This window comes from Candidatus Njordibacter sp. Uisw_002, from assembly GCF_047730155.1.
GTDB lineage: Bacteria > Pseudomonadota > Gammaproteobacteria > Pseudomonadales > Balneatricaceae > Njordibacter.
This window is the reverse complement of sequence record NZ_CP159832.1, coordinates 1,773,917-1,799,529: the sequence shown is the minus strand read 5'-3', so window position 1 is coordinate 1,799,529 and position 25,613 is coordinate 1,773,917. Positions and strand designations below refer to the sequence as shown.

Annotated in this window: 23 protein-coding genes and 2 pseudogenes; all 25 read left to right on the top strand. The window is 39.9% G+C overall.

Annotated features, from left to right (window positions below; translation table 11 throughout):
- The first annotated feature begins 31 nt into the window (after positions 1–31).
- The 25 genes and pseudogenes from ABXT42_RS08530 (at position 32) to ABXT42_RS08410 (ending at position 25,483) form a co-directional block, all read left to right on the top strand.
- Positions 32–604 (top strand): DapH/DapD/GlmU-related protein, encoded by a 573-nt coding sequence (locus ABXT42_RS08530; RefSeq protein ID WP_443627729.1) that lies wholly within the window; start codon positions 32–34, stop codon positions 602–604.
- Positions 605–627: 23 nt separating this feature from the next.
- Positions 628–1,662: a glycosyltransferase family 2 protein gene (locus tag ABXT42_RS08525; protein ID WP_443627728.1), complete on the top strand. Its 1,035-nt coding sequence runs from the start codon at positions 628–630 to the stop codon at positions 1,660–1,662.
- Positions 1,663–1,811: 149 nt separating this feature from the next.
- Positions 1,812–3,004 (top strand): annotated as a pseudogene (locus tag ABXT42_RS08520) (ISL3 family transposase).
- 313 nt (positions 3,005–3,317) lie between these two features.
- A complete protein-coding gene (locus ABXT42_RS08515; protein WP_443627727.1) occupies positions 3,318–4,640 on the top strand; it encodes an O-antigen polymerase in 1,323 nt (440 codons plus the stop codon).
- A gap of 11 nt (positions 4,641–4,651) precedes the next feature.
- A complete protein-coding gene (asnB, locus tag ABXT42_RS08510; protein ID WP_443627726.1) occupies positions 4,652–6,502 on the top strand; it encodes an asparagine synthase (glutamine-hydrolyzing) in 1,851 nt (616 codons plus the stop codon).
- Positions 6,499–7,548, top strand: coding sequence for a glycosyltransferase family 2 protein (locus ABXT42_RS08505; RefSeq protein ID WP_443627725.1), 1,050 nt, complete (start codon positions 6,499–6,501; stop codon positions 7,546–7,548). Before asnB ends, ABXT42_RS08505 begins: the two co-directional genes overlap by 4 nt.
- Positions 7,548–8,612 (top strand): CgeB family protein, encoded by a 1,065-nt coding sequence (locus tag ABXT42_RS08500; RefSeq protein ID WP_443627724.1) that lies wholly within the window; start codon positions 7,548–7,550, stop codon positions 8,610–8,612. Before ABXT42_RS08505 ends, ABXT42_RS08500 begins: the two co-directional genes overlap by 1 nt.
- Before the next feature lie 88 nt (positions 8,613–8,700).
- A complete protein-coding gene (locus ABXT42_RS08495; RefSeq protein WP_443627723.1) occupies positions 8,701–9,870 on the top strand; it encodes a glycosyltransferase family 4 protein in 1,170 nt (389 codons plus the stop codon).
- The gene (locus ABXT42_RS08490; RefSeq protein WP_443627722.1) at positions 9,860–10,897 is read left to right on the top strand and encodes a polysaccharide biosynthesis protein; all 1,038 of its coding nucleotides are present in this window, start codon (positions 9,860–9,862) and stop codon (positions 10,895–10,897) included. The genes ABXT42_RS08495 and ABXT42_RS08490 overlap by 11 nt, the downstream gene beginning before the upstream one ends.
- 1 nt (position 10,898) lies before the next feature.
- Positions 10,899–12,002, top strand: a complete 1,104-nt coding sequence (gene wbjC / locus ABXT42_RS08485) for a UDP-2-acetamido-2,6-beta-L-arabino-hexul-4-ose reductase (protein ID WP_443627721.1) — start codon at positions 10,899–10,901, stop codon at positions 12,000–12,002.
- Between the two features lie 36 nt (positions 12,003–12,038).
- Positions 12,039–12,623, top strand: a pseudogene (locus tag ABXT42_RS08480) (UDP-N-acetyl glucosamine 2-epimerase).
- A 41-nt stretch (positions 12,624–12,664) separates the two neighbouring features.
- On the top strand, positions 12,665–13,150 hold the full coding sequence (locus ABXT42_RS08475) for a UDP-N-acetylglucosamine 2-epimerase (protein ID WP_443627720.1): 486 nt from the start codon (positions 12,665–12,667) through the stop codon (positions 13,148–13,150).
- Between the two features lie 275 nt (positions 13,151–13,425).
- A complete protein-coding gene (gene rfbB, locus ABXT42_RS08470; RefSeq protein WP_443627719.1) occupies positions 13,426–14,484 on the top strand; it encodes a dTDP-glucose 4,6-dehydratase in 1,059 nt (352 codons plus the stop codon).
- A 1-nt stretch (position 14,485) separates the two neighbouring features.
- A complete protein-coding gene (gene rfbA, locus ABXT42_RS08465; RefSeq protein ID WP_443627718.1) occupies positions 14,486–15,370 on the top strand; it encodes a glucose-1-phosphate thymidylyltransferase RfbA in 885 nt (294 codons plus the stop codon).
- A complete protein-coding gene (gene rfbC, locus ABXT42_RS08460) occupies positions 15,367–15,903 on the top strand; it encodes a dTDP-4-dehydrorhamnose 3,5-epimerase (RefSeq protein ID WP_443627717.1) in 537 nt (178 codons plus the stop codon). Before rfbA ends, rfbC begins: the two co-directional genes overlap by 4 nt.
- A 41-nt stretch (positions 15,904–15,944) precedes the next feature.
- Positions 15,945–16,784: a dTDP-4-dehydrorhamnose reductase gene (gene rfbD, locus ABXT42_RS08455; protein WP_443627716.1), complete on the top strand. Its 840-nt coding sequence runs from the start codon at positions 15,945–15,947 to the stop codon at positions 16,782–16,784.
- Between the two features lie 118 nt (positions 16,785–16,902).
- On the top strand, positions 16,903–17,094 hold the full coding sequence (locus ABXT42_RS08450) for a polysaccharide biosynthesis C-terminal domain-containing protein (RefSeq protein WP_443627715.1): 192 nt from the start codon (positions 16,903–16,905) through the stop codon (positions 17,092–17,094).
- Between the two features lie 17 nt (positions 17,095–17,111).
- Positions 17,112–18,248, top strand: coding sequence for a non-hydrolyzing UDP-N-acetylglucosamine 2-epimerase (gene wecB, locus ABXT42_RS08445; protein WP_443627714.1), 1,137 nt, complete (start codon positions 17,112–17,114; stop codon positions 18,246–18,248).
- Positions 18,233–19,408, top strand: coding sequence for a glycosyltransferase (locus ABXT42_RS08440; RefSeq protein WP_443627713.1), 1,176 nt, complete (start codon positions 18,233–18,235; stop codon positions 19,406–19,408). Before wecB ends, ABXT42_RS08440 begins: the two co-directional genes overlap by 16 nt.
- Before the next feature lie 75 nt (positions 19,409–19,483).
- Entirely contained in the window at positions 19,484–20,077 is a 594-nt protein-coding gene (locus tag ABXT42_RS08435; protein ID WP_443627712.1) for a sugar transferase, read from the top strand.
- Positions 20,074–21,036 carry an ATP-grasp domain-containing protein gene (locus ABXT42_RS08430; protein ID WP_443627711.1) on the top strand — a complete coding sequence of 321 codons (963 nt, stop codon included), beginning with the start codon at positions 20,074–20,076 and terminating at the stop codon, positions 21,034–21,036. Before ABXT42_RS08435 ends, ABXT42_RS08430 begins: the two co-directional genes overlap by 4 nt.
- The gene (locus ABXT42_RS08425; RefSeq protein WP_443627710.1) at positions 21,029–21,682 is read left to right on the top strand and encodes an HAD family hydrolase; all 654 of its coding nucleotides are present in this window, start codon (positions 21,029–21,031) and stop codon (positions 21,680–21,682) included. The genes ABXT42_RS08430 and ABXT42_RS08425 overlap by 8 nt, the downstream gene beginning before the upstream one ends.
- Positions 21,676–22,851: a DegT/DnrJ/EryC1/StrS family aminotransferase gene (locus tag ABXT42_RS08420; RefSeq protein ID WP_443627709.1), complete on the top strand. Its 1,176-nt coding sequence runs from the start codon at positions 21,676–21,678 to the stop codon at positions 22,849–22,851. Before ABXT42_RS08425 ends, ABXT42_RS08420 begins: the two co-directional genes overlap by 7 nt.
- 11 nt (positions 22,852–22,862) lie before the next feature.
- Complete coding sequence (locus ABXT42_RS08415) at positions 22,863–25,010, top strand: polysaccharide biosynthesis protein (RefSeq protein WP_443627708.1); 2,148 nt, start codon at positions 22,863–22,865, stop codon at positions 25,008–25,010.
- Positions 25,011–25,036: 26 nt separating this feature from the next.
- Positions 25,037–25,483, top strand: coding sequence for a hypothetical protein (locus ABXT42_RS08410; RefSeq protein ID WP_443627707.1), 447 nt, complete (start codon positions 25,037–25,039; stop codon positions 25,481–25,483).
- Positions 25,484–25,613: the final 130 nt, after the last annotated feature.

Genomic DNA, 25,613 nt, shown 5'->3' with positions numbered 1-25,613 from the left:
TCGTTTTTTTATTAATAATAGAGAGGATGTTATGGAAATTTTTTTGCGTATAGTGAAAAAAATTCACTTAATGCTCCGGATATATAAGTATCATTTTTTATCTGACGCCTTTAATAAAACAAGTAATGCTGTTCTAGGTCAGCCAGTCTTGTTTACGGGAAAAGGCAAGATAACCCTAGGAAAATGCAGTTTAGGGTGCTGGCCCTCACCGTTCTTTCACAATGGATATGCCCATATTGAAGCAAGAGAAGCCTCTGCTAGTGTAGTTATCGCTGACGGCGTCGTTATTAATAATAATGCTTGTATTATTGCTGAGAGAACTAGTGTTTCTATAGCAAAAGATACACTAATCGGTCCAAATTTGTGTATCTTTGATTCGGATTTTCACGGTATTGATCCCTCCCATCGTCAAGATGGTAGTCATGCTTGTGCTCCGGTATTTATTGGTGAAAATGTCTTCATTGGCTTCGGAGTGACTATTTTGAAGGGAGTAACTGTGGGCAGTAATTCAGTCATCGCCTCAGGTTCAATTGTTACCAAAAGCGTACCGGAGAATGTTGTTTTTGGTGGAAATCCGGGTCGAGTTATTTCAGTCATAGCGTAAAGTTTTTTAAATTGGAGAAAATTTTGAAATATGAAGAGGTAAAAGTTTCTGTGGTATGTGGGACTTATAATCGGGCCAAAATGGTTAAAAAAATGGTTCTAGGAGCTTGGAATCAGTCACTCAGGCCGTTTGAAATTGTTGTTAGTGACGACTGCTCTACAGATGAAACTTTAGAGGTTCTAGAGTCTTTGAGGACGGAAGTCCCTATATTAAAGATCGTTAAAAATACATCAAATAGTGGAGGAGTGCCCAACTGGAATCGCGCTATAGACTCATGTAGCGGAGATATAATTGCATGGTGTTCAGATGATGACGTTTTTGAACCCGAACATCTTGAACGATCAGTTAAGCGATTGATGTCGGATGGTAGCATTGGTTTGGTTCACGCTAGCTTTATAAATGTTGAAGAATTTTCTGACCAGCCAGTTAAATTAGAGAGGTCTAACTTAAAGAGTAATGATGAAATCATAATAGATCGACGGACGATGATTCCCTATATGAAAGCTAATTATAATTGGCCCTTTCATCCGTCAACTCTGGTTTTTAGACGTGAAGTCTGGGAGAAGACAGGCAATTTCGATTCTAGTTTTGCTCTTGCAGATACCGCATGGTTTATAAAGGTTGGGCTTAAATTCAGAATTTGCTATCTACCGAAGTACTCTGTTCGAAATACCCGTCACATTGGTAATTGGAGTAATGATGTTGGTTCTGTCGAAATGCAAAAAGAGTTCATGGTTGCTATCCAAAGTTTTGCGAGTCTATTAGAAAGTCAAAAATTGCCTGAATTAAACGTTCGTCGACAACTCGATTCTTGGAAGAGGACATATCATACTTATTTGCTGAGAATATTCATTTCAAGATCTAGAGCTGGATCTTTTGAGGTTGCAATGAATGCCGCAAAGGCACTTTATGACTCGATCAAGTGTTTAAATTGTTTGCCATTTGATGGATACCAATTTGCTATGAAATTTATTTATTTATTGTTAAATAAAGTTCAATGGATTCTTCCAGGAAGTAAAGCGAAATACTCGAGGTTAGGTAAGAGTTCCCCAAAATAAGTAACTTTACCCTAATCAATTTGAGCTCCTCGACGTTTCGAGTGGGTTGGCCCATAATCTTAGCTTCAGTTTAGATCAACCAATGAGGAAATCAAGTGCAGAAAAACGACGTATTAATTCTTGGCCTAGGGCTTACAGCGCCGTGAAAATTGCTTGATCAACACCTCGATATGGCAACGTCATCCAATGAACTACAGTTGAGCGTAGGCACCGAACGTGGCACGCAATTCCAGTGCGCTAAGTGCCAGCAACAGTGCCCCACACATGATACCAAAAGAAGACGCGGCGTCACCTCAACCTCTTCCAGCACCACTGTTATATAACTGCCAAAGTGCCACGTGTTAACTGCCCTGAACATGGTGTGCACTTGCTTGAAGTACCGTGGTCGAGAAAAGGCAGTGGCTTCACACTATTATTTGAACGAGTCACCTTGTCACTGGTTAGAGAAATGCTCGTTAAAGCGGTAGCTCGACATATCGAAGTCACAGACAAACGCTTGTGGCGTGTTGTGCATCACTACGTTGAAAAAGCGGTTAATCAGTTTGATCTGAGTCAGCTTAAAGCCATTGGCTTAGATGAAACAGCATCCAAGCGTGGGCATAATTACGTCACTATTTTTATTGATATAGAACGTGCTTCGATGCCCGTCGTGTTTTCTACTCCAGGCAAAGGAGCCCAGACGCTGCGCGACTTTAAAGCGTTCCTACATGGGCATAAAGGCGATTCAAACAACGTGTTGGAAATGGTCTGCGACATGTCGCCTTCTTTCCTTAGCGGCATTGCTCAAACGCTTCCGAATGCCGAAATTACTGTGGATTGGTTCCACATTGTACAAACCTTTACGCGCAGTTTAGATGAGGTGCTAAAACAAGAGCACAGCGACAACAAACTACCAAAACACAGTCGATGGGCACTGCTTAAAAAATGGGGCGTATCTAGCTTAACAGCAAACCAACACGCGGCGTTGCTTGAACTAATTCATAGCGACACGCACACATCTGTGGCTTGGATGGTGAAAGAAAAGCTGTCCTGGATTAGGCTAGCAAAGACACCCCAAGCAGCACGGTGGCGTATTACCAATTTCATTCGTTACGCTCGTAGTCTCATAGGTATAGGCGATATATTTGAGCCCATGAGAAAGGCTGTAGCCACCCTAGATCGGCATGCTGAACGAGTTGTAAGGCGCTGGACTTCAACCTACACAAACGCTCGTATGGAAGGGTTAAACAGTTTGTTCCAAGCAGCAAGGGCACGAGCCAGTGGCTATCGAACAAACAAGAACTTCATCACGATGATTTATATGATTGCCAGCCCAGCGGGCGTGGTACTAAACAATGGCTAACCCACTCGAAACGTCGAGGAGCCTCAATTTGTGAGTTTTTTAAAGGTGCGTTTAATTAGATACTTATATATGTTTGCTAGGTGTTAATATGTTCTTATGGGTAGGCGTGACCTACTTTATGCAAAGTATTTTTCAGTGGCTATGAATTGTTTGGCATGAGTTTAGAATAATAGAGGTTACAAAAGGTAAATGGGTAGGTTTATAGTGATATATAGTGTTGACTTAGGTGAGTGCTGGTTGGGGGGGGATAATGGGGTTACAGAGATTCTTGAATTTAATAAGGTAAAACTTCCTTTAGTGGCTTTGCTTTAGTATGGAAGTTAATCTTGGGCTGCTAGTAATGAATTTTTTTTTATGGATGGGCCCACCATTTTTTTCTCGAGGTTTTTTTAGATTTTATCTCTTACTAGTTGGCTTTCTTTTTTCTGGTAGTTATTGGATATATATAGTGTTCATTTATTTCACTGGAAAATTTGATGGAATCATAGTTAGTGAGTTTTTGAATGAGAGCTTGCTTTGCTCGGCAATCGCAGCGATTTCTTTTTACTGTGGTCTTTATGTCATAGTTAAAAAAAATGCCAGGATTTCTTTGGCTAAGAGTTTTGGTCTAAGAGATGTTTCACTCTCTATTCCGTCTTTTATTGTGATAAGTCTTTTCGCTGTAATCTTTTGTTTTCAAATATATAGCTATCTAAATGCCATAGAATTGATGGGTATTGGCGATAGGGTTGTCTTTTTAGATTCTATAAAGCCATTTTGGTTTTTCTATCTTATTCCCTTGAATATGGTTTTATTGGGCCTTATATCCTTCGATTCCAGAATTTTTAGTGGTGAAAATTATTACACCTTTATATATTGGATCTTACTGTTTTTACATATAGGAATAGTAGGCTTTGACGGCAGTCGACGAGCTTCTCTGATTCCTATTATTCTAGTGTTTATTAAATTATTTTTGATTTCTATGAGGAATGAACCATCCAGATCAATAATTAAGCATGCGTTACTTTTACTGCTACTAGTGTTTTGTAGTCAACTATTTACTTTAAATCGAGCGTTTGATGTAGGTTGGGGGATACTTTTTGTGGACCTTGAACTTGCTCTTTCTTATATTCCCATTTTTTTCGAATTATCACTAAGCCCAATGCCGACAGTACACGTTAATACTCAGATGTTGGAGTTAATAAATATTGAAGGCGCGCATGGCTATATGTCTTATTTGAAGGCTATTGGTAATACTCTTTTCCCTCAATTTATTTTCGGTTTTTATATGTTTGGTGAACCTCTGGTTAGTGAGCTTCATCAGCGGTTTAATTGGTATGGGCAAGATTTTGGCTTCATGGCTGAAGCAATATATTCTGGCGGGCGTTTTGGTGTCTTTTTAGCCCATTTTTTCCTTGGCGGATTGTTAGGTTTTATGGCTAACAGAGTGACAAAAAGTCGTCTGAGAGTATTGTTTATGATACTGCTATTCTCATTTCTATTCGGACTGGTAAATTCATTAAGGTCAGATTTTATGAATCTTCTTAAAACTTTTCTATATCCCGGATTTTTTTTGTATTTTCTATCCAGAGTTTTTGCAATGAAAAGGCCCAGATTAGTGAATAATATTCGACAGCATAGAGAGAAATCTAAATAATGTGTGGTTTCGTGATATTAACCTCCCCAAAGATAGGGAGTGTTGAAAAAGATATTTTAGCTTTGGCTAATCAGGCCATTGCTCACCGTGGTCCAGACAGCGACGGTTTTTGGATTTCCCCATGCCAAAGAGTTGCTTTTGCCCATCGAAGGTTGTCGATTGTCGATCTATCCTCCGATGGTCATCAGCCAATGCAAAGTACTTGTGGATTGTATTCAGTCGTGTTCAATGGTGAGATATATAACTTTAGAGAGATACGGAGGGTGCTTGAACATCTAGGGCGTGAATTTAAAGGTTCTAGCGACACTCAGGTTTTACTTGCTGCCTATATTGAGTGGGGTGAGGAATGTCTTCAGTATTTCAATGGGATGTTTTCTTTTGTTATTTATGACCAATCTAAAGGTTTAGATAATGCGTTTTTATTCTTAGCTCGTGACCGTGCTGGAGAAAAACCTTTTTACTATTCTGAAACTAGAAATGGTTATAGTTTTGCTTCTGAACTCAAGTCAATTCCTGATAGGGGAGAAATAGACCTTACAGCATTAAACTACTATTTGGCTCTCGGTTATGTTCCTTTTGATCTTTGTTTGTTTAGCGGCGTTAAAAAGCTCCCAGCTGGACATTGTGGAAGACTAGAGTTATCTACGAATACAATGTCGTTGCGTCGTTATTGGACGGTTCCTAAGAATATTGCGGAACAACACAAAACACCATCCATTTTAGTGGATAAGGCTTGGGAGTTGATTCTCGACTCTGTTTCTTTGCGTTTGGAGGCTGATGTTCCAGTAGGCGTTTTGCTGTCTGGAGGGCTTGATTCTTCTTTAGTTACCGCTGCAGCTGCACACGCAAGCTCTAGACCGATCGAAACGTTCACAATAGCGCTTCCTGGTTCTAAGTTGGATGAATCCCACTACGCTCAAATAATTGCTAGTCACTTTGGAACACGGCATACCGTATTAGACTTGGATCGACCCAGTCTCGATATATTGGATGGACTTGCGCCGTTCATTGATGAACCAATAGCTGATTCCTCCATACTGCCAGCTTGGCTAGTATTCGGTATGGCTCGCAAAAAAGTGACAGTTGCGCTTGGTGGTGATGGAGGGGATGAGATTTTTGGTGGGTACGGTCATTATTCAACTAACATTTCTGATGCTCATCGGCTGCGTCATATCCCAGGCTCTTTCGTCAAAGCTACTGCTTATATGGCTGGCAAATTACCTGGAGGTATTAAGGGTAGAAATAGGCTGTCGGCGCTTAGAAAGGGTCCTTACCAGCAACTTATTTGGGGTAGCCCTTATTTCGATGTAGATTTACGGCATCGTATCTTTACAAACGAAGCGAGTTGCCAGTTAGGTTTAGGCATGGATGCACCTGAAAATTTCCTCTTGAATTTATTTATGACTGGTGATGACCCTGTGGATCAGATGACTAGAACTGATTTTGGAAGTATTTTGCCAGATGACTTCTTAGTAAAAGTCGACCGTACAAGTATGGCCCATAGCTTAGAAGTTCGTGCTCCATTCCTAGACCATCGACTAATCGAGTTTGGTTTTTCTGAAATACCTTCACACTGGAAAGTTGGTGATGGTGAAAGTAGAAGAATACAGCAGCTACTTGCGAAAAAGTTACTGCCGTCCAGTTTGAATACAGCTCGTAAACAAGGATTTTCGATTCCAATAAACGAATGGTTAAGAGCTGAAGGTGAATCTCGATTGATGTCTCGTATGGAGGGTCTACCTTCCGTGATAGACATGTCATCTGTAAGAAACTTAGTTAGAGGTCATTTAAAGGGTCGCCAAAATGGTGGTCGCTTGTTTGCTTTAATAATGTTGGCAATTGCAATGAGGAATTTAACATGAACAGAGAAAGGCCATTACTCACAGTATGTATACCGGCATATAACCGAGCCCATCTCCTAGCAGATCTTCTGGACTCTATTTTTGATCAGAACTTTACGAATTTTAATGTCCTTATTTGTGAAGATCGTTCTCCTGAGAGAGAGGCAATTAATCAGGTCGTTCGCCAATATATGGATAAATACCCAGATAGTATTGATTATAAAGAAAATTCAAAAAACCTTGGATATGATGGTAATATTCGTGAATTAGTCTCGTTAGCCACCGGAACGTATTGTGTTTTCATGGGTAATGACGATTTGATGTGTAGCGGAGCGTTAAGCCATATCCAATCAATTATCGAACGCGAACCACTTTGTGGAGTCATTGTAAGAAGTTACGCCACATTTGAAAAAAACCCACTAGTTCATGAGGAAGTGTTTAGGTATTTTCCTGAGGAATTAGTCGTCAAGGGTGGAGTTGGAGCGATATCGCTTGGCTTTAGACGGTCAGTTGTTATTCCCGGTATGGTTTTCCATCGGGATTCTGCAAATGTATTATTTACAGATAAGTTTGATGGCACTTTACTATATCAACTTTACTTATCAGGCAACATTCTCGCTACTCGCAGCGTCGTATTCACTCCAGAAATAATTGCATTACGTCGTAACGGCACGCCTCCAGACTTTGGGAACAGCGATGCGGAGAAAGGTAAATTTGTCCCGTTGGATCAAACTCCAGACTCTTCAATTCATTTTATGCGCGGGATGTTTGAAATTGCCAAGTGTGTCCAGCAAAGTACAGGTCTCAAAGTGTATAAGAATATTATATCTGATGTAGGTAATTACTCTTATCCAATTATAGCAATTCAATCAAAAAAGCCTAAATTGGTTTTTCTTAAGTACGGTTTTCAGCTAGGTGTCTTGGGACTTTGGCGCCAACCACTTTTCTACTGCTATTTCCTTATATTGCTTTTGATCGGGTCGGACAGAACTGATCGAATTATCCGGTTTATTAAGTATAAAATCGGTCGAACTCCTAGGTTAGGAATATCTAAAAAGTACAAATAATGAAAATCTTAATAGCAGGTGATTGGCACTCAGATCTTCATGAAGAAGAGCTTTGTAAGTCTTTTAAAAGATTTGGACATCAGGTGGTTCCATTTAAGTGGTCCCAATACTTTTCTCATAATAAATCTACTTTAGCTTGGCTAACGGCAATTACTGATAGGATTCAAAATAAATTTTTATTTGGACCTACTGTTCATCGGATAAATAGAGATTTTATTAAAATAACGATTCGTAGCAAACCAGATATTATATTCATTTACAGGGGGACTCACATTTATGCTAATACAATTAGGGAGCTTAAAAGGGCTCTGCCGAGTTGTAAGATCCTAAGCTACAACAATGATGACCCTTTTTCTGAAGCCCAGCCAAAGTATTATTGGCGTCATTTTTTAAAATCAGTTCCTGAGTACGATTTTATATTCGCCTATAGAGAAAAAAATATAGACGAATTTAAAGTTTCTGGAGCTAAAGAGGTTTCTTTACTAAGATCTTGGTATGTGCCTGATAGAAGCTTCCACCTTGAGCTTGACGCTTATGATAAGCAAAAATTTTCATGTGACGTGGTTTTTGCAGGGCATTATGAGCCTGATGGTCGACTAGAAATGTTGGAGGATATTGTAAGTAAGGCTTACTCTTTACGATTGTTTGGTCCCACTAAATATTGGTCTAATCCACTGAAAATCTCGAGGATTCTTAGAGACTTTGAGCCAGTTCAAATGGCTTGGGGGAATGATTACAATAAGGCATTATGTGGCTCAAAGATTGCTTTATGCTTTTTATCTAAGCTTAATCGGGATACCTACACGCGCAGATGCTTTGAAATTCCAGCCACGAAAACTTTTTTATTATCTGAATATTCTGACGATCTTGCTTCGCTCTACAAAGAGGGGGTTGAGGCTGAATTCTTTCGAAACCGATTGGAAATGATGGAAAAAATCAAGTTTTATCTAGAAAATCCAGAAGCAAGAGTGAGAATAGCAAACGCAGGGTATTATAAGGCGATCAACTCTGGGTATGATATTGATTCTCGGCTTAAAAAACTACTTCTTGAAATTCAGCAATAATTAATTAAAGGATTACTATGTCATTCAGATTGAACTCTCTAATTGGTATGAATCAGAGTATAAACTTCGATGAAGGTTGTAGTTAAACATGCCTCGAATTACCATAGGTATTGATGCAGTAAATATACGAGCCGGTGGCGGAGTTACGCATCTCGTTAATCTAATATCTGCATTTAACATTGAGGGGTCCAATGTTGGTCGGGTAGTAATTTGGAGTTCTCGAGCTACGGCTGAAAAACTGCCCGAGCGACCGTGGCTTGAAAAGAAATGGTTACCCTGGATGGATTCCAACTTCCTGTTTCGTATCTGGGGTTACCTCTTTAATTTTCCTGGCGTAATAAGTTCTGAAAATCCTGATGTTGTATTTTCCCCTGGAGGGACTTTACCGAAGATGAACTCAGTTCCAGGTGTAACCATGTCTCAAAACATGCTGCCATTTGAGGCGTCAGAATCCTTTTTATTCGGTCGGTTTAGCTTGATGAGACTTAAGATGTGGATATTACGTTTTGTACAAGGTAACTCTTTTCGCCGAGCACAAGGTGTGATTTTCTTAACGGAGTATGCAAGAACTAATGTCATAAAAGCACTTAATAGCATAAAAGCTGAGACAGTTTTAATACCACACGGTATCGAGCCTAGATTTTTTAAACCCGCAAGAATACATCGTAGATTTGATGATTTTTGTTCAAAACGACCGCTAAAAATAATTTATGTCTCGATGTTTATGCCCTACAAACATCAAAAAGAGGTTATGGAAGCAGTTTGGCGTCTTAGTAATAATGGGCTGCCTGTTGAAATAGAGTTCATAGGTACTAGCGATGGTCGATATGGGCGGTCTTGCAAAAGATTGCTGAATAGCTTAGATCCAGATGGCAAAGTGTTAAAGATGACTGGATATATTGCTTTTGATGATCTTCATGCTTTGTATAGTAGCGCAGATCTACTTGTTTTTGCTTCGAGTTGTGAGAATTTACCAAATATTCTAATTGAAGGTATGGCGTCGCAATTGCCTATTGTGTGTTCGGAAAAAGGTCCTATGCCGGAAGTTTTAAAAGCAGCTGGTTGTTATTTCAATCCATACAACTCCGCTTCGATTTCTGCGGCGATTTTAAGAATCATTTCGGATATCGAGTTACAAGAAACATTGGCTACCAATGCATATAAGCTGGCTGAAAGCTACTGCTGGTCTAAGTGTGCCGATGATACGTTTGGCTTTTTAACTAAAATTTCTCAAGGTAAAAATTACAATGGTGTTTAAAGATAAGGTTTTACTAATTACAGGTGGGACAGGCTCGTTTGGCAACGCAGTTTTAAAGCGTTTTTTATCGTCAGATATCGCGGAGATACGCATATTTAGTAGAGATGAAAAGAAACAGGATGATATGCGTAAAAGATATAGTAGTACGAAGCTTAAATTTTATCTAGGAGATGTAAGAGACTATCAATCTGTATTGAATGTGACTCGTGGAGTCGATTATATTTTTCATGCTGCAGCTTTAAAGCAAGTGCCTTCGTGTGAGTTTTATCCACTTGAAGCAGTGAAGACAAATGTTCTGGGTACCGAAAATGTTTTAGAGGCCGCTGTTGTTAGCGGTGTAATAAAAGTGGTTTGCTTGAGTACTGATAAAGCAGTGTATCCTATTAATGCAATGGGTATATCTAAAGCTATGATGGAAAAGGTCATTGTTGCTAAAAGTCGCAATATAGAGCACTCACATACCACCATTTGTTGCACTCGTTACGGCAATGTAATGGGGTCTAGGGGCTCGGTCATTCCTCTTTTTGTAGATTTAGTAAACTCTTCTAGCCCTATAACTATTACTGATCCCAAAATGACTCGTTTCATGATGACGCTTGAAGATGCTGTGGACCTAGTAATTTATGCGTTTGAACATGGTGATAATGGAGATATTTTTGTTCAAAAAGCACCTGCTGTAACAATTGATACCCTAACTTGTGCTTTTCTTGGATTGATGGGAAAGGAGGAGCATCAAGTCAATATCATCGGGACTCGTCATGGTGAGAAACTTTACGAAGCACTGTTGAGTCGCGAAGAGATGGCTGGTGCCATCGATATGGGGGATTATTACCGAGTACAACCAGATAACCGCGACTTAAATTACGGTAAGTTCGTGGAAGAAGGCGATCAAAAGGTTAGTCAACTTGAGGATTACAACTCTCACAACACGAAAAGATTAAATATTGAAGAGATGCAGAAACTTTTGCTCAAGCTTGAGTTTATTCGAGCTGTTGTAGCAGGGCAAGAATATAACTTGGATTCATAACATGAGCATTTTGGTCACGGGTGTACAAGGCTTCATTGGAAAGAATCTTTTAGTTCGACTACGAGAACAAGGGTTCGACGATATTATTGAGTGTGATAGGAGTCATACTTTCGAACAGTTAAAACCTAAATTATCAGAAGTTGACTTTGTTTTCCATTTAGCTGGTGTTAATCGACCCAAAAAAGAATCTGAATTTTTTTCTGGAAATTTGGATTTAACTCAAAAATTACTTGATGAGTTAATGCGTATAGGCCGTTATATTCCAGTAGTATTGTCGTCTTCTATTCAAGCTCAATTTTCGAACCCATATGGCGAGAGTAAAGCGTTAGCTGAGGAAGCAGTTTTAAAGTATCAAGAAAAATGTGGTGCACCAGTTTATATATACCGTTTACCTAACGTGTTTGGTAAATGGTGTAAACCCAATTATAATTCTGTGATAGCGACTTTTTGTCATAACATTGTTAATGATTTTCCAATCACGATCCACGATGAAAGTTCAAAGCTTCATCTGGTTTATATCGATGATGTCTGTAATGCATTTATTGGTTTACTTAAAAAAAAACAGGCAAGCGGTTTTGTTAACATCTCACCTTTGTTTGATACCACGGTTGGTGAAGTCGCAAACCTTCTTCGAAGCTTTAAGGTAAGCCGTGAATCCCTTTTAATTAATGATGTTGGCATAGGTTTCACTCGTGCACTATATTCAACCTACTTGAGTTATTTTAACCCTGAACAGTTTGTTTATAGTATTCCTTCTTATGCAGATGAGCGGGGTTCTTTTAGCGAAATGTTAAAAACCTCTAAGAGTGGACAATTTTCATTCTTTACTGCGAATATTGGTATTACTCGAGGTGGACATTACCACCATTCAAAGAACGAAAAATTTTTGGTGATTAAAGGGAGTGCTCGCTTCAAATTTGAACAAATCATAACAGGTGAGCGCTACAGCTTAGATGTAGATAGTTCGAACCTTCAAGTTGTTGAGACTGTTCCTGGTTGGAGCCACGATATAACAAATATCGGTCAAGAAGAATTAATCGTTATGTTATGGGCAAATGAGATTTTTGACAGGGAATCCCCTGATACTTTTACGAGACCTCTATAATTCAAGATTTGATACAACCAAAAAAAATTGAAAGTGATGTCAGTCGTAGGAACACGACCTGAGATCATTCGTCTATCTAGAGTTTTAGCTCGGCTAGATGAATATTGTGATCATGTATTAGTTCATACTGGCCAAAATTATTATTTTGAATTAAATGAAGTTTTCTTTAAGGATCTTGGCATACGAAAACCGGATTACTTTTTAAATACTGCGGGTAAAAATGCGGCTGTAACTATCGGGGAGATAATTATATAGGTAGATCAAGTGTTGGAAGAAATTCAACCCGATGCGATGTTGGTGTTGGGTGATACCAACTCTTGCCTTTCAGTTATTTCAGCTAAACGACGTAAAGTACCGATCTTCCATATGGAAGCCGGGAACCGCTGTTTTGACCAACGTGTTCCAGAAGAAACAAACCGGCGTATAGTAGATCATACTGCCGATATTAATCTAACTTACAGTAGTATTGCTCGAGATTATCTCATAGCCGAGGGATTTCCTGCGGATCGTGTTATTAAAACAGGTAGCCCTATGTTTGAGGTATTAAACTATTATATGCCTCAAATTGATTCTTCTGATGTGCTATCTTATCTCGAACTGGTTAAAGGGCAGTTTTTTTAGTAAGCGTACACACAGAAGAAAATGTAGATGACCCAAAGCAATTGGCAAGATTTGCGGAAACACTCAATACTGTAGCTAAATATTACGACCTACCTATTATTGTTTCTACTCATCCACGAACACGGAATCGAATTGAGTCTCAAGGGATTGAATTCCATAAAAAAATCCGACTACTTAAGCCTTTGGGTTTCCATGATTACAATAACCTTCAGAAAAATGCAAAGGTGGTATTATCCGATAGCGGTACTATTAATGAAGAATCATCAATCATGAATTTTCCTGCATTAAATATTCGAGAAGCTCATGAGCGCCCGGAAGGTATGGAGGAAGCCTTGGTGATGATGGTTGGGCTGGGTGTTGAACGTGTTATGCAAGCTCTTAATGTGCTTAAATTTCAACCATCGGGTGAGGAGCGGTTACTTCGCCCAGTATACGATTATAGTATGCCAAATGTTGCGGATAAGGTGGTTCGAATTATTCATAGTTATACTGACTATGTTAGGAGAGTCGTTTGGAAGCAATACTAGTATAAGTATTGCTCTACTACCTGATGCGTATCCACCATCTAGCAAGTTAGTCCACGCAAAAATGTTCCATGAGCTTGCGATATAGCTAGTAAGATTAGGACATGAAATGGTAATAATTACTTCAGGAGATATGAAGGGATTTGTAGAGTGAAAATTATGTTTATAATTTAATATAATATAAATACATACTTTAACTTCACCTTTTTATATGGACTTCGCCATTATATGAGGGTAAATAAAGCTTGATTTATAACTAATTTTAAAAGGATGAGAGTTTGAAAGTTTTAGTCACTGGAGGAGCAGGGTTTATTGGCTCGGCCGTTATTCGCCATATAATAGTAGAAAAGCAATACCATGTTGTTAATCTTGACAAGTTGACCTATGCCGGTAATCTAGATTCGCTTCTTGATGTTAGTGAGGACCCTTTATATATCTTTGAACGCGTCGATATCTGTAACATTGATGAGGTAAAGCGTGTGTTCAATGAGCATAAGCCTGACAAAGTCATGCACCTTGCTGCTGAGTCTCATGTTGACCGCTCTATAGATGGCCCGGCGGCATTTATTGAGACAAATATGCTCGGCACATACACTATGCTTGAAGCGGCTCGGGAGTACTGGATGGGGCTTGATTCGCTGAGCAAGGCTGGCTTTATGTTCCATCATATTTCAACCGACGAAGTGTATGGCGATCTGCACGGCACCGAAGACCTTTTTACTGAAACCACGCCTTACGCTCCAAGCTCTCCCTATTCGGCGTCTAAAGCTGGCTCTGACCACTTAGTCCGCGCTTGGTATCGTACCTATGGTTTGCCTGTGGTTGTGACTAACTGTTCTAACAATTACGGTCCGTATCACTTCCCTGAGAAGCTTATTCCTCACGTAATTCTTAATGCCATCCATGGCAAGCCGCTGCCTATTTATGGTGACGGGTTGCAAATACGAGATTGGCTGTATGTTGAAGATCATGCTAAAGCTTTGTTGGCAGTTTTATGTGAAGGTAAGTTAGGTGAAACCTATAATGTTGGTGGTCACAATGAGAAAACTAATCTTAAAGTTGTTGAGACCATTTGTGACCTTCTAGAGGAGCTGTCTCCTCAGAAACCTGACGATTTAGGTTTATATCGGGATTTAATTACCTTTGTAAATGACCGCCCTGGTCACGACGTTCGATATGCTATTGATGCCTCTAAGATTGAATCTGAGCTTGGTTGGGTGCCGGAGGAAACTTTTGAAAGTGGTCTGAGAAAGACTGTTCAATGGTATTTAGATAACCGAGAATGGTGGGGTAGGATACTCACAGGTGAATATAAACTAGACAGGGTAGGAGATTAATATGGATTCAGACTACAAAGGTATTGTATTGGCAGGAGGCACGGGGTCACGTCTACATCCAATTACCATAGGTGTCTCAAAACAGTTATTACCTATTTTTGATAAGCCAATGATCTATTATCCAATGTCTGTATTAATGCTAGCTGGCATTAGGGATATATTGGTTATCTCAACGCCCGATGATATATCAGGTTTTCAGCGCTTATTCGGTAATGGTCATGACTTTGGCCTTAATATTGAATATGCTATTCAGGATAGTCCCGACGGTCTTGCTCAAGCATTCATTATTGGAGAGGAGTTTATTGGTGATTCTAACGTTGCGCTAGTACTTGGTGATAATGTTTTTTATGGTCAAAATTTCACTGAAAATTTGAAAGCCGCCTCATCCCAGGTCAGTGGGGCAACTATTTTTGCTTACCATGTAAGTGATCCAGAACGATTTGGGGTAGTAGAATTTGATAATGATGGAAAGGTTCTTTCTATAGAAGAAAAACCTAGTAGACCTAAATCCAACTACGCTGCAACGGGCTTATATTTTTATGATAATGACGTGGTTAAAATTGCTAAATCTATTGTTCCATCACACCGAGGAGAACTAGAAATCACTGATATTAATATTGCCTATCAGGTAAGAGGCGATCTTAAAGTTGAGTTGCTTGGGCGCGGTTTTGCTTGGTTAGATACAGGAACTCATGACTCTTTGATGGAGGCAGGTATGTTTGTGCAAACTGTTGAACATCGTCAGGGGTTAAAAATTGCGTGTCTAGAGGAAATTGCGTACCACAACGGTTGGTTATCTAAGGCATTATTACTTAAAAAAGCGGCTTCGCTTAAAAAAACTAGCTATGGTAAATATTTATTTAAAGTCGCTGAGGGCTATCGATGAAAGTGACTAAATCAAAATTACAAGATTGTGTGATTATCGAACCTAGGGTTTTTGGGGATGGTCGTGGTTTTTTTTTAGAGACGTTTCAGGCTCATAGATATTCCGAGCTAGCCGGAATTGCGTTGCCTTTTGTGCAGGATAATCATTCCCGGTCATCCAAGGGTGTATTACGTGGGTTACACTTTCAAAAAAAGAAACCCCAAGGTAAGTTAGTTAGGGTCGTGAGCGGGGAAGTTTACGATGTGGCTGTCGATATTCGACATGGTTCGCCAACCTATGGTCAGTGGGAAGGTGTTGTTCTTTCAGAAGAAAATAAAATTCAACTATGGGTACCACCAGGTTTTGCCCATGGGTTTGTGGTTTTATCAGATATGGCTGATTTTGAATATAAGTGCACTGATTATTATGACCCTTCTGATGAGGGATGTATTTTATGGGACGATTCCGATTTGGGCATTCCATGGCCAATAGGTAATCCTATTTTATCACCCAAAGACGCCAGTGCTGCAAAGTTAGCTGATGTAGAAATATGAGAGTACTTGTCTTAGGCTGCAAAGGTCAGCTTGGCCGATGCTTGGCCGATCAGTTAAAAAATACAACGTATAATGTTATTTTCACATCACGTGATCAAATTGATATTTCTGATTTCGAAGAGAGCAAGATAAAAATTATACATATAGCACCAGATGTGGTTATTAATGCATCTGCTTATACTGCAGTGGATAAGGCTGAAGAGGATCAGGTGACTGCTGACCTAATTAATCATTTAGCTGTCAATAATCTTGCCGCTATCTCTCTTGAATTAGGCTGCTGGTTAATCCATATCTCCACCGACTATGTGTTTGACGGAAACTCTACGGTGCCTTATTGTGAGTTAGATAAGACTAACCCTCAGGGTGTTTATGGTCATACAAAGCTAAACGGTGAGTTAGCTATTCAATCCTCGGGATGTAAGTATTTAATTATTAGGACTGCATGGGTTTTTAGTGAATATGGGAATAACTTCTTAAAAACAATGGTGCGGTTGGGAACGGTTCGTGATGAATTAAGTATTGTAGGGGACCAAATTGGTTGTCCTACATATGCACAGGATATAGCCAAGGCCATTATGACCATGGTGATACAACTTAACGAAGAAAGGTCAGCTTCTGGGATATTTCATTATTGTGGAGATCAGCCCTGTTCTTGGTATGACTTTGCACGAGTTATTTTTGAAGAAGCTAGCTTCTCTGGCTTTAAGACGCCAGGTTTCATTCGTTCGGTTCAGACCTCTGATTATCCAACGGCCGCAGCGCGGCCAGTGCACTCGTCACTAGAGTGCCATAAGATAAGAAATAGCTTTGGAGTTAGCCCTTCAGATTGGAAGTTAGGTGTCAAAAATGTGATATCAAAAATTGATCTGATGAAGTTTTAAAAATTTAAATATCTTTGGTGTTTGGGTGGATGTTTTATCTCTAATGGGACGAAAATCTGAGCTTTTTTGATCGGTGGGATTACCGAGGAAAGGAAAAGCCTGTTTCCGTTTTCGTCACATGTTTACGGGTGAGTTTCATGAGCTGCATACAAATGGCGAACAACCTGAAATTGTTGAAACTGTAACAGGTTGGACTCATGATATTACTAATGTGGGTGATGATGAAAGGTTTGTTATGTTGTGGGCCAATGATATTTTTGACCGAGAAAATCCTGACACCTATGCAAAAACAGTTGGCACTCAAGCTTAAGAATACGGATAAGAATTATGTCAGTGAAGAAAATTAAAATTGTAACAGTGGTTGGCACACGCCCCGAAATCATCCGCCTGGCTTGTGTTATTCCAAAGCTGGATCAGCATTGTGAACATGTTCTTGTACATACTGGCCAAAACTATGATTATGAGTTAAATGAAATTTTCTTTAACGATTTGGGTATTCGCAAGCCAGACTATTTTTTAGGTGTTGCAGGAGGTTCTGCTGCTGAGACCATTGGAAATGTGATCATTGGTGTAGATAAAGTTTTAGCAGAAGTAAATCCAGAAGCGATGCTAGTGCTAGGCGATACGAATAGTTGCATGGCTGTGCTGTCTGCTAAACGCAGAAAGATTCCAACCTTTCATATGGAAGCCGGTAATCGTTGTTTTGATCAGCGTGTGCCAGAAGAAATAAATCGCCGTTTAGTCGATCATATGGCAGATATTAACCTTACCTATAGTAGCATTGCCCGCGACTATCTTTTGCGTGAAGGTTTGCCCGCGGATATGATTATTAAAACTGGCAGTCCTATGTTTGAGGTGCTGAACACATACCGTGACGGTATTGACTCTTCTGATGTGTTAGAGCGATTAGGACTACAAAAACATAAATTCTTTGTTGTCAGTGCTCACCGAGAAGAAAATGTCGATTCAGATAAAAACTTTTCAAATTTAGTTGAATCTTTAAATACCATAGCAGAGACTTATCAAATGCCCGTTATTGTCTCTACTCATCCACGTACCCAAAAGCGTGTAGATGCAATGGGAGTGCAATTTAACCCCTTGGTTCAATTATTGAAGCCATTAGGATTTAAAGACTATAACAAGCTGCAAGTGTCATCTAAAGCTACTCTCTCAGATAGTGGCACCATTAACGAAGAATCCTCTATTTTAAATTTCCCTGCTTTGAACTTGCGTGAAGCGCACGAAAGGCCTGAAGGTATGGAAGAGGCTGCAGTCATTATGGCTGGATTAGGCGTTGAACGAATAATGCAGGGCTTAGCTATCCTAGAGTCCCAGCCTAGGGATGACGAGCGGCTTATTCGTCAAATTTATGATTATTCTATGCCCAATGTGTCTGATAAAATTGTCCGTATTATTCATAGCTACACCGACTATGTGAATCGTGTGGTTTGGAAGAAATATTAAATATGTCGCAGGCGAAAGAAAAAATAGCAATAATAAGTCGTAGTTTTTGGCCTGAAAATCCTGCTATTGGTGAAGCATTGCTTTTGTTATCTGAGGCGCTTGAAAAATATGCACAGCCAGTTGTTATTACTCAGATAAAAAAAGATTTCCATGCGAACCTTAAGGCTGCATCACGTGGTAATGGTATTGTTTTTGCAACGTTGCCGAGTATAACCAACTCATCTAGCAGTATTTTTTCACGTGTTCTTGAGTTGTTACTTTTCACTATATTTGTGTTTTTTTCGTTATGTTGGCACAGACCTTCAAGGGTTTATGTAGCAACCAATCCTCCATTGTTCACACCCTTAGTTGTTCGGTGGTATTGTGGTTTGTTTGGTAAAAAGTTTGTTTACCATTTGCAAGATATTCACCCTGAAGCAACGCATGTTGTCACGGGTAGATCTAACTGGGTAACACGTTTATTACAAGCTATTGATGTTAGCACTACGTTAAAGGCTAATGCAGTCATTACCTTAACAGGCCAAATGAAAGGTTACATTGTAAAACGTGTAGGAAAAAACATTCCTATAACGTTACTGACGAACCCTTCAGTACAAGATGAGCAAGGTAGTTCTGCTTTTCAAGAAAGAGCGAAAGGATTTGTCTATTGTGGTAATGCAGGACGTTTACAGCGTATTCCTCTGTTACTTGAAGCTATTGAGCAATATATAAATGAAAACGGCCAATTACCGTTCGTTTTCGCGGGTGGTGGCGTTCACAGCTCAGATGTAAAAAATCTGGCACAGCGTTATGAACAAGTAACCTATTTAGGCGTCTTACCAGGAAAAGAGGCTGCTAAGCTGATTCGTTCTTACGCTGTTGGGCTTATGCCGATTGAAGATGAAGTGACTAACTACGCGTTCCCCAGTAAATCATCTTCTTATGCTTTTTCTGGATGTTATATTTTGGCAATTTGTGGCTTAGAAACCAGTGTTGCACAATGGGTTAAAGGCAATCGTCTGGGCTTTGTAGTAGAACCTTATGTGGCAGCGCTTGTTAATCAGTTTCACGAAATAGAAAAAACTGACTTGCCCGCACTTAATATGAATAAAGATTTGTTAAGCGAATTCACACCATTCGTACACGCCGTAAAACTTGAAGGGGTTTTGAAAGGCCTTTAAGTTACATTTTTTCAGAATCTGAATTTTATAAGATTTTTATAATGAATTTTTTTTAATACGCGATATGGAGTTTAAGTGAAGCGACTATTTGATTTAACACTTATTTTCTTAAGCCTGCCTTTATTGCTGCCGCTGTATTTAGTGGTAGCATGGTTGGTGCGATCTAAATTAGGTGCGCCCATTTTGTTTAAGCAGATTCGCCCCGGTAAAAATACCAAGCCGTTTGAGATGATTAAGTTTCGTACTATGACCGATGAGCGAGATTCCAATGGTGAGCTATTGTCAGATTCGGTGCGTTTAACCAAGTTTGGGAAGTTTTTACGTTCCTCAAGCTTGGATGAATTGCCCGAGTTATGGAATGTGGTTAAGGGTGATATGTCTTTAGTTGGGCCGCGCCCGTTGTTAATGGAGTATGTTCCTTTGTACTCATCAGAGCAGACGCGTCGTCATGCGATGCGTCCTGGGGTGTCTGGTTGGGCGCAAGTGAATGGTCGTAATGCGATTGGCTGGGAAGAGAAGTTTAAACTGGATGTTTGGTATGTGGATAATCGCTCGTTTTGGCTGGATATTAAAGTGATCGGGCTTACACTCAAAAAAGTCGTCGTGCGCGAGGGTATTTCAGCTGATGGTGAAGCGACTATGCCTATATTTAAAGGAATCGACAAATGAAAAATAATGTTCTTGTACTTTCAGCAGGAAGAAGAGTTTCACTTGTGAGAGCGTTTAAAAAAGCTATTGAAGATCTAAGTATCGAAGGAGATGTATTTGGTTCAGATATACGCCCAAACATGTCTGCAGCTTGTAATATTTTGAATAAAAGTTTTGAATTACCACACGTACTTAAAGACGAATACATTGATGAATTAAAAACCCTTTGTATTAAAGAATCAATAAAGTTAGTTGTACCAACGATAGATACTGAGTTGTTAAAACTTGCTAAATATAAGCTGGAATTTAAAGATTTAGGGATTACTCTTGTTGTATCTAATAGCGAATTAGTGATTTCTTGCAGAGATAAAAGGTTAACTCATGACTTGTTTTATCAGATTGGTTTTCCAGTACCAGTTACCTATCCGTTAGAAAATATAAAATTCCCATGTTTTTCAAAACCTATATCAGGAAGTTTGAGTCAAAATATCCGTATATTGCAATCACAAGGTGAGCTTGATACTTGGGGGATTTCAAAATCAGAGATGATGTACATGGAAATAATTTCTAACGAAGAGTTTGATGAATATACTGTTGATGTATATTACACCCAACAGAGTGAACTTATTTGCATGGTTCCTAGGCAAAGAGTAGAGGTTAGGGGTGGAGAAATAAGCAAGGGACGCACCAATAAAAAACTGATCAATTTACTTAAAGAATCAATGTCTAAGCTTGAAACAGCTTTTGGTTGTTTAACACTTCAAGTTTTCAAGTCAAAAACAACTGATCAAATTTATGGTATTGAAATCAATCCAAGGTTCGGAGGGGGATTTCCTCTCAGTAATGCGGCAGGAGCAAAGTACCCTGAGTTTTTATTAAGGGAAGTCTTTTTAGATCAAAAACTATCCTATACAGATGACTGGGAAGATCAACTAGTTATGCTTCGTTATGACGCTGAGGTGTTAATTTCTAATGGCTAACCTTTTAGATTATGATGTAATTGTATTTGATTTAGATGACACTCTTTACTCTGAAATGGATTATATTTTGTCGGGGTATAAGTTTTCATCGGATTTGATCGAGAGGTTATATTCAAAAAATACTTATGAAACTTTTATAAAAGCTTTAAATGAAAAGGTTCCTGATGTTTTTTCTTATGTTATTTCTGAGCACAAATTACCAACAATACTAAAAGAACATTTGATTTTATCCTACAGATATCACACGCCGAATATAAAATTACATGAAGGTGTAATGTCAATTCTTGAGAAGCTCAATAAGAAAAATATACCTATATATTTGATCACTGATGGTAGAAGTATAACTCAACGACTAAAAATTGTTTCTTTAGATATTGAATGTTTTTTTGAATATATTTTTATATCTGAAGAAGTTGGTGTTGGTAAACCTGAGCCAGATTCATTTATAGCCATTCAACGTGAACATCCTAATAAATCAATAGTGTATGTTGCAGACAATCCTAAAAAAGATTTTATTGCCCCTGAAAGATTAGGATGGAGCTCTATAGGTATTCTTAATAAATATACTCGAGTTCATCCTTTAACTAATAATTATATTCAAGCAACTAGCGTTTGGATCGATGAGTTTAAAGAGTTAACATGTTAAACACAGTATTTTCCCCATGGCCTTCGTTTACACAAGAAGAAGCGGATCAAGTATCTTCCGCTTTATTATCGAATAAGGTGAATTACTGGACGGGAACTGAATGCAGAGAGTTTGAAAAGGAGTTTTCTGTTTGGTGCCATGCTGAGTACAGTGTGGCTGTGATGAATGGAACAGTAGCTTTGGATTTAGCCTTCAAAGCTTTAGATATTGGCGTCGGAGATGAGATCATTGTGACATCTCGTACCTTTTTAGCGTCTGTATCGTCAATTGTGAATGTGGGTGCATTACCTATCTTTGCTGATGTTTCTAAAGATTCGCAAAACATCACCCCAGAATCCGTTCGTGAAAAAATCAGCCCTAAAACAAAAGCAATACTCTGTGTCCATTTAGCAGGCTGGCCATGCGCAATGGATGAGATGATGGCTTTAGCAAATGAGTTTGATTTGTTTGTAGTTGAAGACTGTGCTCAGGCACATGGTGCTAAATACAAGGGTAAGCCAGTCGGGTCAATTGGGCATATTGGCTGTTGGAGTTTTTGCCAAGATAAAATAATGACTACCGGTGGTGAGGGTGGCATGGTGACTACTAATGACCGTGAATTGTGGTCGAAAATGTGGTCTTACAAAGATCATGGTAAGTCTTGGAAATCAATTTATGAACGAGAGCATGCTCCAGGATTTCGTTGGTTGCACGATTCGTTTGGAACCAATTGGCGTATGACCGAAATGCAAGCGGTCATTGGTCGTGTTCAATTAAAACGTATGCAAGATTGGACTGCTAAGCGTGTAGAAAACTCCAATAGAATCTGGAAAACAGCTAAAAATCTACCTGGGTTACGTGTTCCTACCGTTCCTGAATATATAGACCATGCAGGTTATAAGGCGTATGTGTTTGTTGATTCTGATGCATTAAATGTCGATTGGAATCGTGACCGAATAATGGAAGAGATTAATCTACAGGGAGTCCCCTGTTATTCTGGATCGTGCTCTGAAGTCTATTTAGAGCATGCTTTTGACAATGCAGCTTTTCGTCCTGAAAAACGATTGCCAAACGCCCAAGAGCTTGGAGAGACATCTTTGATGTTTTTGGTGCATCCAACATTGACTGTTGAAGAAATTGATAAGACTTGTAGAGTTATCACAAGCGTACTGAACGAAGCTCAAAAGTAGACGAATAACGTATGTACACTATTTTTAAACACATCCTCGCTATACCCCGCCCAGCAAAGCGAAGCATTCTCATTGCTGCAGATTCTGTATTGCTGATAGGCGCACTTTGGCTGTCGTTTTCACTACGCTTGGATAATTGGTACTGGCCCAGCGGAGGCGTGAATAACCCTATAGTATTGCTGGTGCTGTTTGCTCCAGTGTTTGCCGTGCCTGTGTTTGCTCATTTTGGGCTGTATAGGGCGATTATTCGGTACTTGGGTATGAGGGCTGTATGGTCTATTGTCAAGGCCGTTATGATGTATGCGGTACTATGGGGGTTGGTGGCTTTTTTAAGCGGTGTGGAGGGAGTGCCGCGGTCTGTTGTGCCCATTAATGCCATGGTGGCTGTGCTGGCTGTTGGTGGTTCTCGTATGTTTGCGCGTTGGTTACTGCGTAAGATTGAAGATTCAGTTCGTATAAAACATATAAAGAGAGGCGCTGGTGCCGGCGCAGTCGGGTCTCACCAATCACGGGTGGTGATTTTTGGTGCGGGTGCTGCAGGTAGGCAATTGGCCATTGGATTGGGGCAAAGCCGTGAATGTGTACTGTTGGCTTTTGTAGATGATGGCATGGAGCTACAGGGGCGGGACTTGCTGGGTGTGCCCATTATATCTCAAGAAAAATTACAGAATTTTGTGGTTAGCCATCAGGTGGATGACGTATTGCTTGCAATGCCATCCATTACCCGTAAGCAACGTAGCGTGATTATAGAACACTTGCGGCCCTTGAATGTACGTATTCGTACTTTGCCAGGGTTGATTGCTATGGCCCTAGGCAAAGCTGATTATGCAGATCTACACGATTTGGATATCAATGATTTGTTATCACGGGAGCCTGCAGAACCAGACGAAGTACTGCTACAACAGCAAGTTACGGGCAAAACCGTTATGGTGACTGGCGCAGGTGGAAGTATTGGTAGCGAGCTGTGTAGGCAAATATTGCAGCGTAAGCCAAAGGTGTTGTTATTATTTGAGTTAAGCGAATTTTCGCTATATACATTATACAACGAACTGCTAGATACTAATCATCACCTTGCCTCATCTCAGGCATCCAGTGAGAAAGGTAATAACAGTGCTGTTGGGCTAGTGCCCACTATAATACCGTTGCTTGGTTCGGTGGCGGATGAAAGCCGTGTAAGCGATATTATCCTCACTTGGAAGCCGAATATTATTTACCATGCCGCTGCGGTAAAACATGTGCCTATTGTTGAACACAATATAGCCGAATGTGTAAAAAATAATGTGTTAGGTACGTTGGTGATGGCCAAGGTGGCCATAGAGCGGCAGGTAGAGCGGTTTATATTGATTAGTACTGACAAGGCGGTTAACCCTACTAATGCCATGGGTGCTAGTAAACGTTGCTGTGAGCTTGTCCTGCAGGCGTTGGCAGCAGAACAAAATCCTTCATTCGAACCTATGTGGGATGGCAAGCCTTCTGCACAAATTCCTCGTACTACTCAATTGGCCATGGTTCGTTTTGGTAATGTATTGGGTTCTTCTGGTTCTGTGGTGCCTTACTTTAGGCAACAAATTGCCCAAGGCGGGCCAATTACTTTAACTCATCAGGATATCATCCGTTATTTCATGACTATTCCCGAAGCTGCTCAGCTAGTGATGCAAACCGGTGCTATGGCAGGCGGCCCTAGTAAAGGAATTGGCCCTGGAATAAGTACTGACAGAATTGGTGGGGATGCTAGGGTTAGTAGTGAAGCCGAAGTGTATGTGCTTGATATGGGTGAGCCGGTTAAAATAATTGACCTAGCACGCAGGATGGTTCAGCTTTCTGGTTTTAGAGTGAAAGATGAAAACTCACCAAAAGGCGACATTGCCATTGAAGTGGTGGGCTTACGCCCAGGTGAAAAGCTTTATGAAGAACTTTTGATAGGTAATAATCCACAAACCACGCAACATCCACGCATTATGAAAGCTAATGAAAAGTTTTTACCATGGAGTGAGCTACAACCCATGATCACCACATTACGAATTGCAGCGGTGAATGGTGATGTGCTGATGATACGTAGTATGTTGCAACAGCTTGTGCCTGAATATCAACCTGATCAAAATGTAGTTGATTGGGTGTATAAGGAGCAGATTGCTCAAGCCGACAGGCTGGAATTTTGAAACTAGTGGTGCACTCGTATTTTGATATGTTCACCTATAAAGCCATGGGTGGTGCAGCGTTTGTACTAAGCTATGCTGTATTGTTGTCTTTCTTTCCGGAGTTTGACTTGGTGGGTGCTAGTTTAATCGCTATGCTTGTTGGCAGCCTCTGCTGGCTAATGTTGTCGTACCTGGCTACCCGAACGAATGGGTTGTGCATTGAATTTCGCTACTCAAAAAGTAGGCCTGGTTTGTCTGAAATGACGCTGTGGCGAGGATTAAAAAAGCTGGATCATGTAAAAATTGATATGTCTCTTGATGGTTCGAGTAAGCCTAAGATGAATGATGTGCAAGTTGTTAGCCAGCTGAAGTGTTTTTTTGAGGGTTATAGAAGTGCTTTGAGTTCATCGAAGGTTCTGCACTTTGTGGGTTGTCAAAAAGATGATGCGGAAAGGATTTGCAGAGTAATTGCGAAAATTACGGCTGCAGATTAGCTAAACTCGCCATTTGCTGCACGCTTAATGCCCACAACTAATCTAGTATCTCGATAATTTGAGCGCAAAAAATGAGTATTGGAACATGTTTACATTCAAGTCTTGTGTAATCCCCGGCTTGCTTCGTCTG

What these genes read in the sequence shown, in the direction of transcription:
- ABXT42_RS08450 (WP_443627715.1), top strand. Translation starts at nt 16,903, where the DNA reads ATGTTTACGGGTGAGTTTCATGAGCTGCATACAAATGGCGAACAACCT.
- ABXT42_RS08415 (WP_443627708.1), top strand. Translation starts at nt 22,863, where the DNA reads ATGTACACTATTTTTAAACACATCCTCGCTATACCCCGCCCAGCAAAG.
- ABXT42_RS08495 (WP_443627723.1), top strand. Translation starts at nt 8,701, where the DNA reads ATGCCTCGAATTACCATAGGTATTGATGCAGTAAATATACGAGCCGGT.
- ABXT42_RS08515 (WP_443627727.1), top strand. Translation starts at nt 3,318, where the DNA reads ATGGAAGTTAATCTTGGGCTGCTAGTAATGAATTTTTTTTTATGGATG.
- ABXT42_RS08505 (WP_443627725.1), top strand. Translation starts at nt 6,499, where the DNA reads ATGAACAGAGAAAGGCCATTACTCACAGTATGTATACCGGCATATAAC.
- ABXT42_RS08490 (WP_443627722.1), top strand. Translation starts at nt 9,860, where the DNA reads ATGGTGTTTAAAGATAAGGTTTTACTAATTACAGGTGGGACAGGCTCG.
- rfbA (WP_443627718.1), top strand. Translation starts at nt 14,486, where the DNA reads ATGGATTCAGACTACAAAGGTATTGTATTGGCAGGAGGCACGGGGTCA.
- ABXT42_RS08410 (WP_443627707.1), top strand. Translation starts at nt 25,037, where the DNA reads ATGTTCACCTATAAAGCCATGGGTGGTGCAGCGTTTGTACTAAGCTAT.
- wbjC (WP_443627721.1), top strand. Translation starts at nt 10,899, where the DNA reads ATGAGCATTTTGGTCACGGGTGTACAAGGCTTCATTGGAAAGAATCTT.
- ABXT42_RS08500 (WP_443627724.1), top strand. Translation starts at nt 7,548, where the DNA reads ATGAAAATCTTAATAGCAGGTGATTGGCACTCAGATCTTCATGAAGAA.
- ABXT42_RS08425 (WP_443627710.1), top strand. Translation starts at nt 21,029, where the DNA reads ATGGCTAACCTTTTAGATTATGATGTAATTGTATTTGATTTAGATGAC.
- rfbC (WP_443627717.1), top strand. Translation starts at nt 15,367, where the DNA reads ATGAAAGTGACTAAATCAAAATTACAAGATTGTGTGATTATCGAACCT.
- ABXT42_RS08530 (WP_443627729.1), top strand. Translation starts at nt 32, where the DNA reads ATGGAAATTTTTTTGCGTATAGTGAAAAAAATTCACTTAATGCTCCGG.
- ABXT42_RS08430 (WP_443627711.1), top strand. Translation starts at nt 20,074, where the DNA reads ATGAAAAATAATGTTCTTGTACTTTCAGCAGGAAGAAGAGTTTCACTT.
- ABXT42_RS08420 (WP_443627709.1), top strand. Translation starts at nt 21,676, where the DNA reads ATGTTAAACACAGTATTTTCCCCATGGCCTTCGTTTACACAAGAAGAA.
- wecB (WP_443627714.1), top strand. Translation starts at nt 17,112, where the DNA reads ATGTCAGTGAAGAAAATTAAAATTGTAACAGTGGTTGGCACACGCCCC.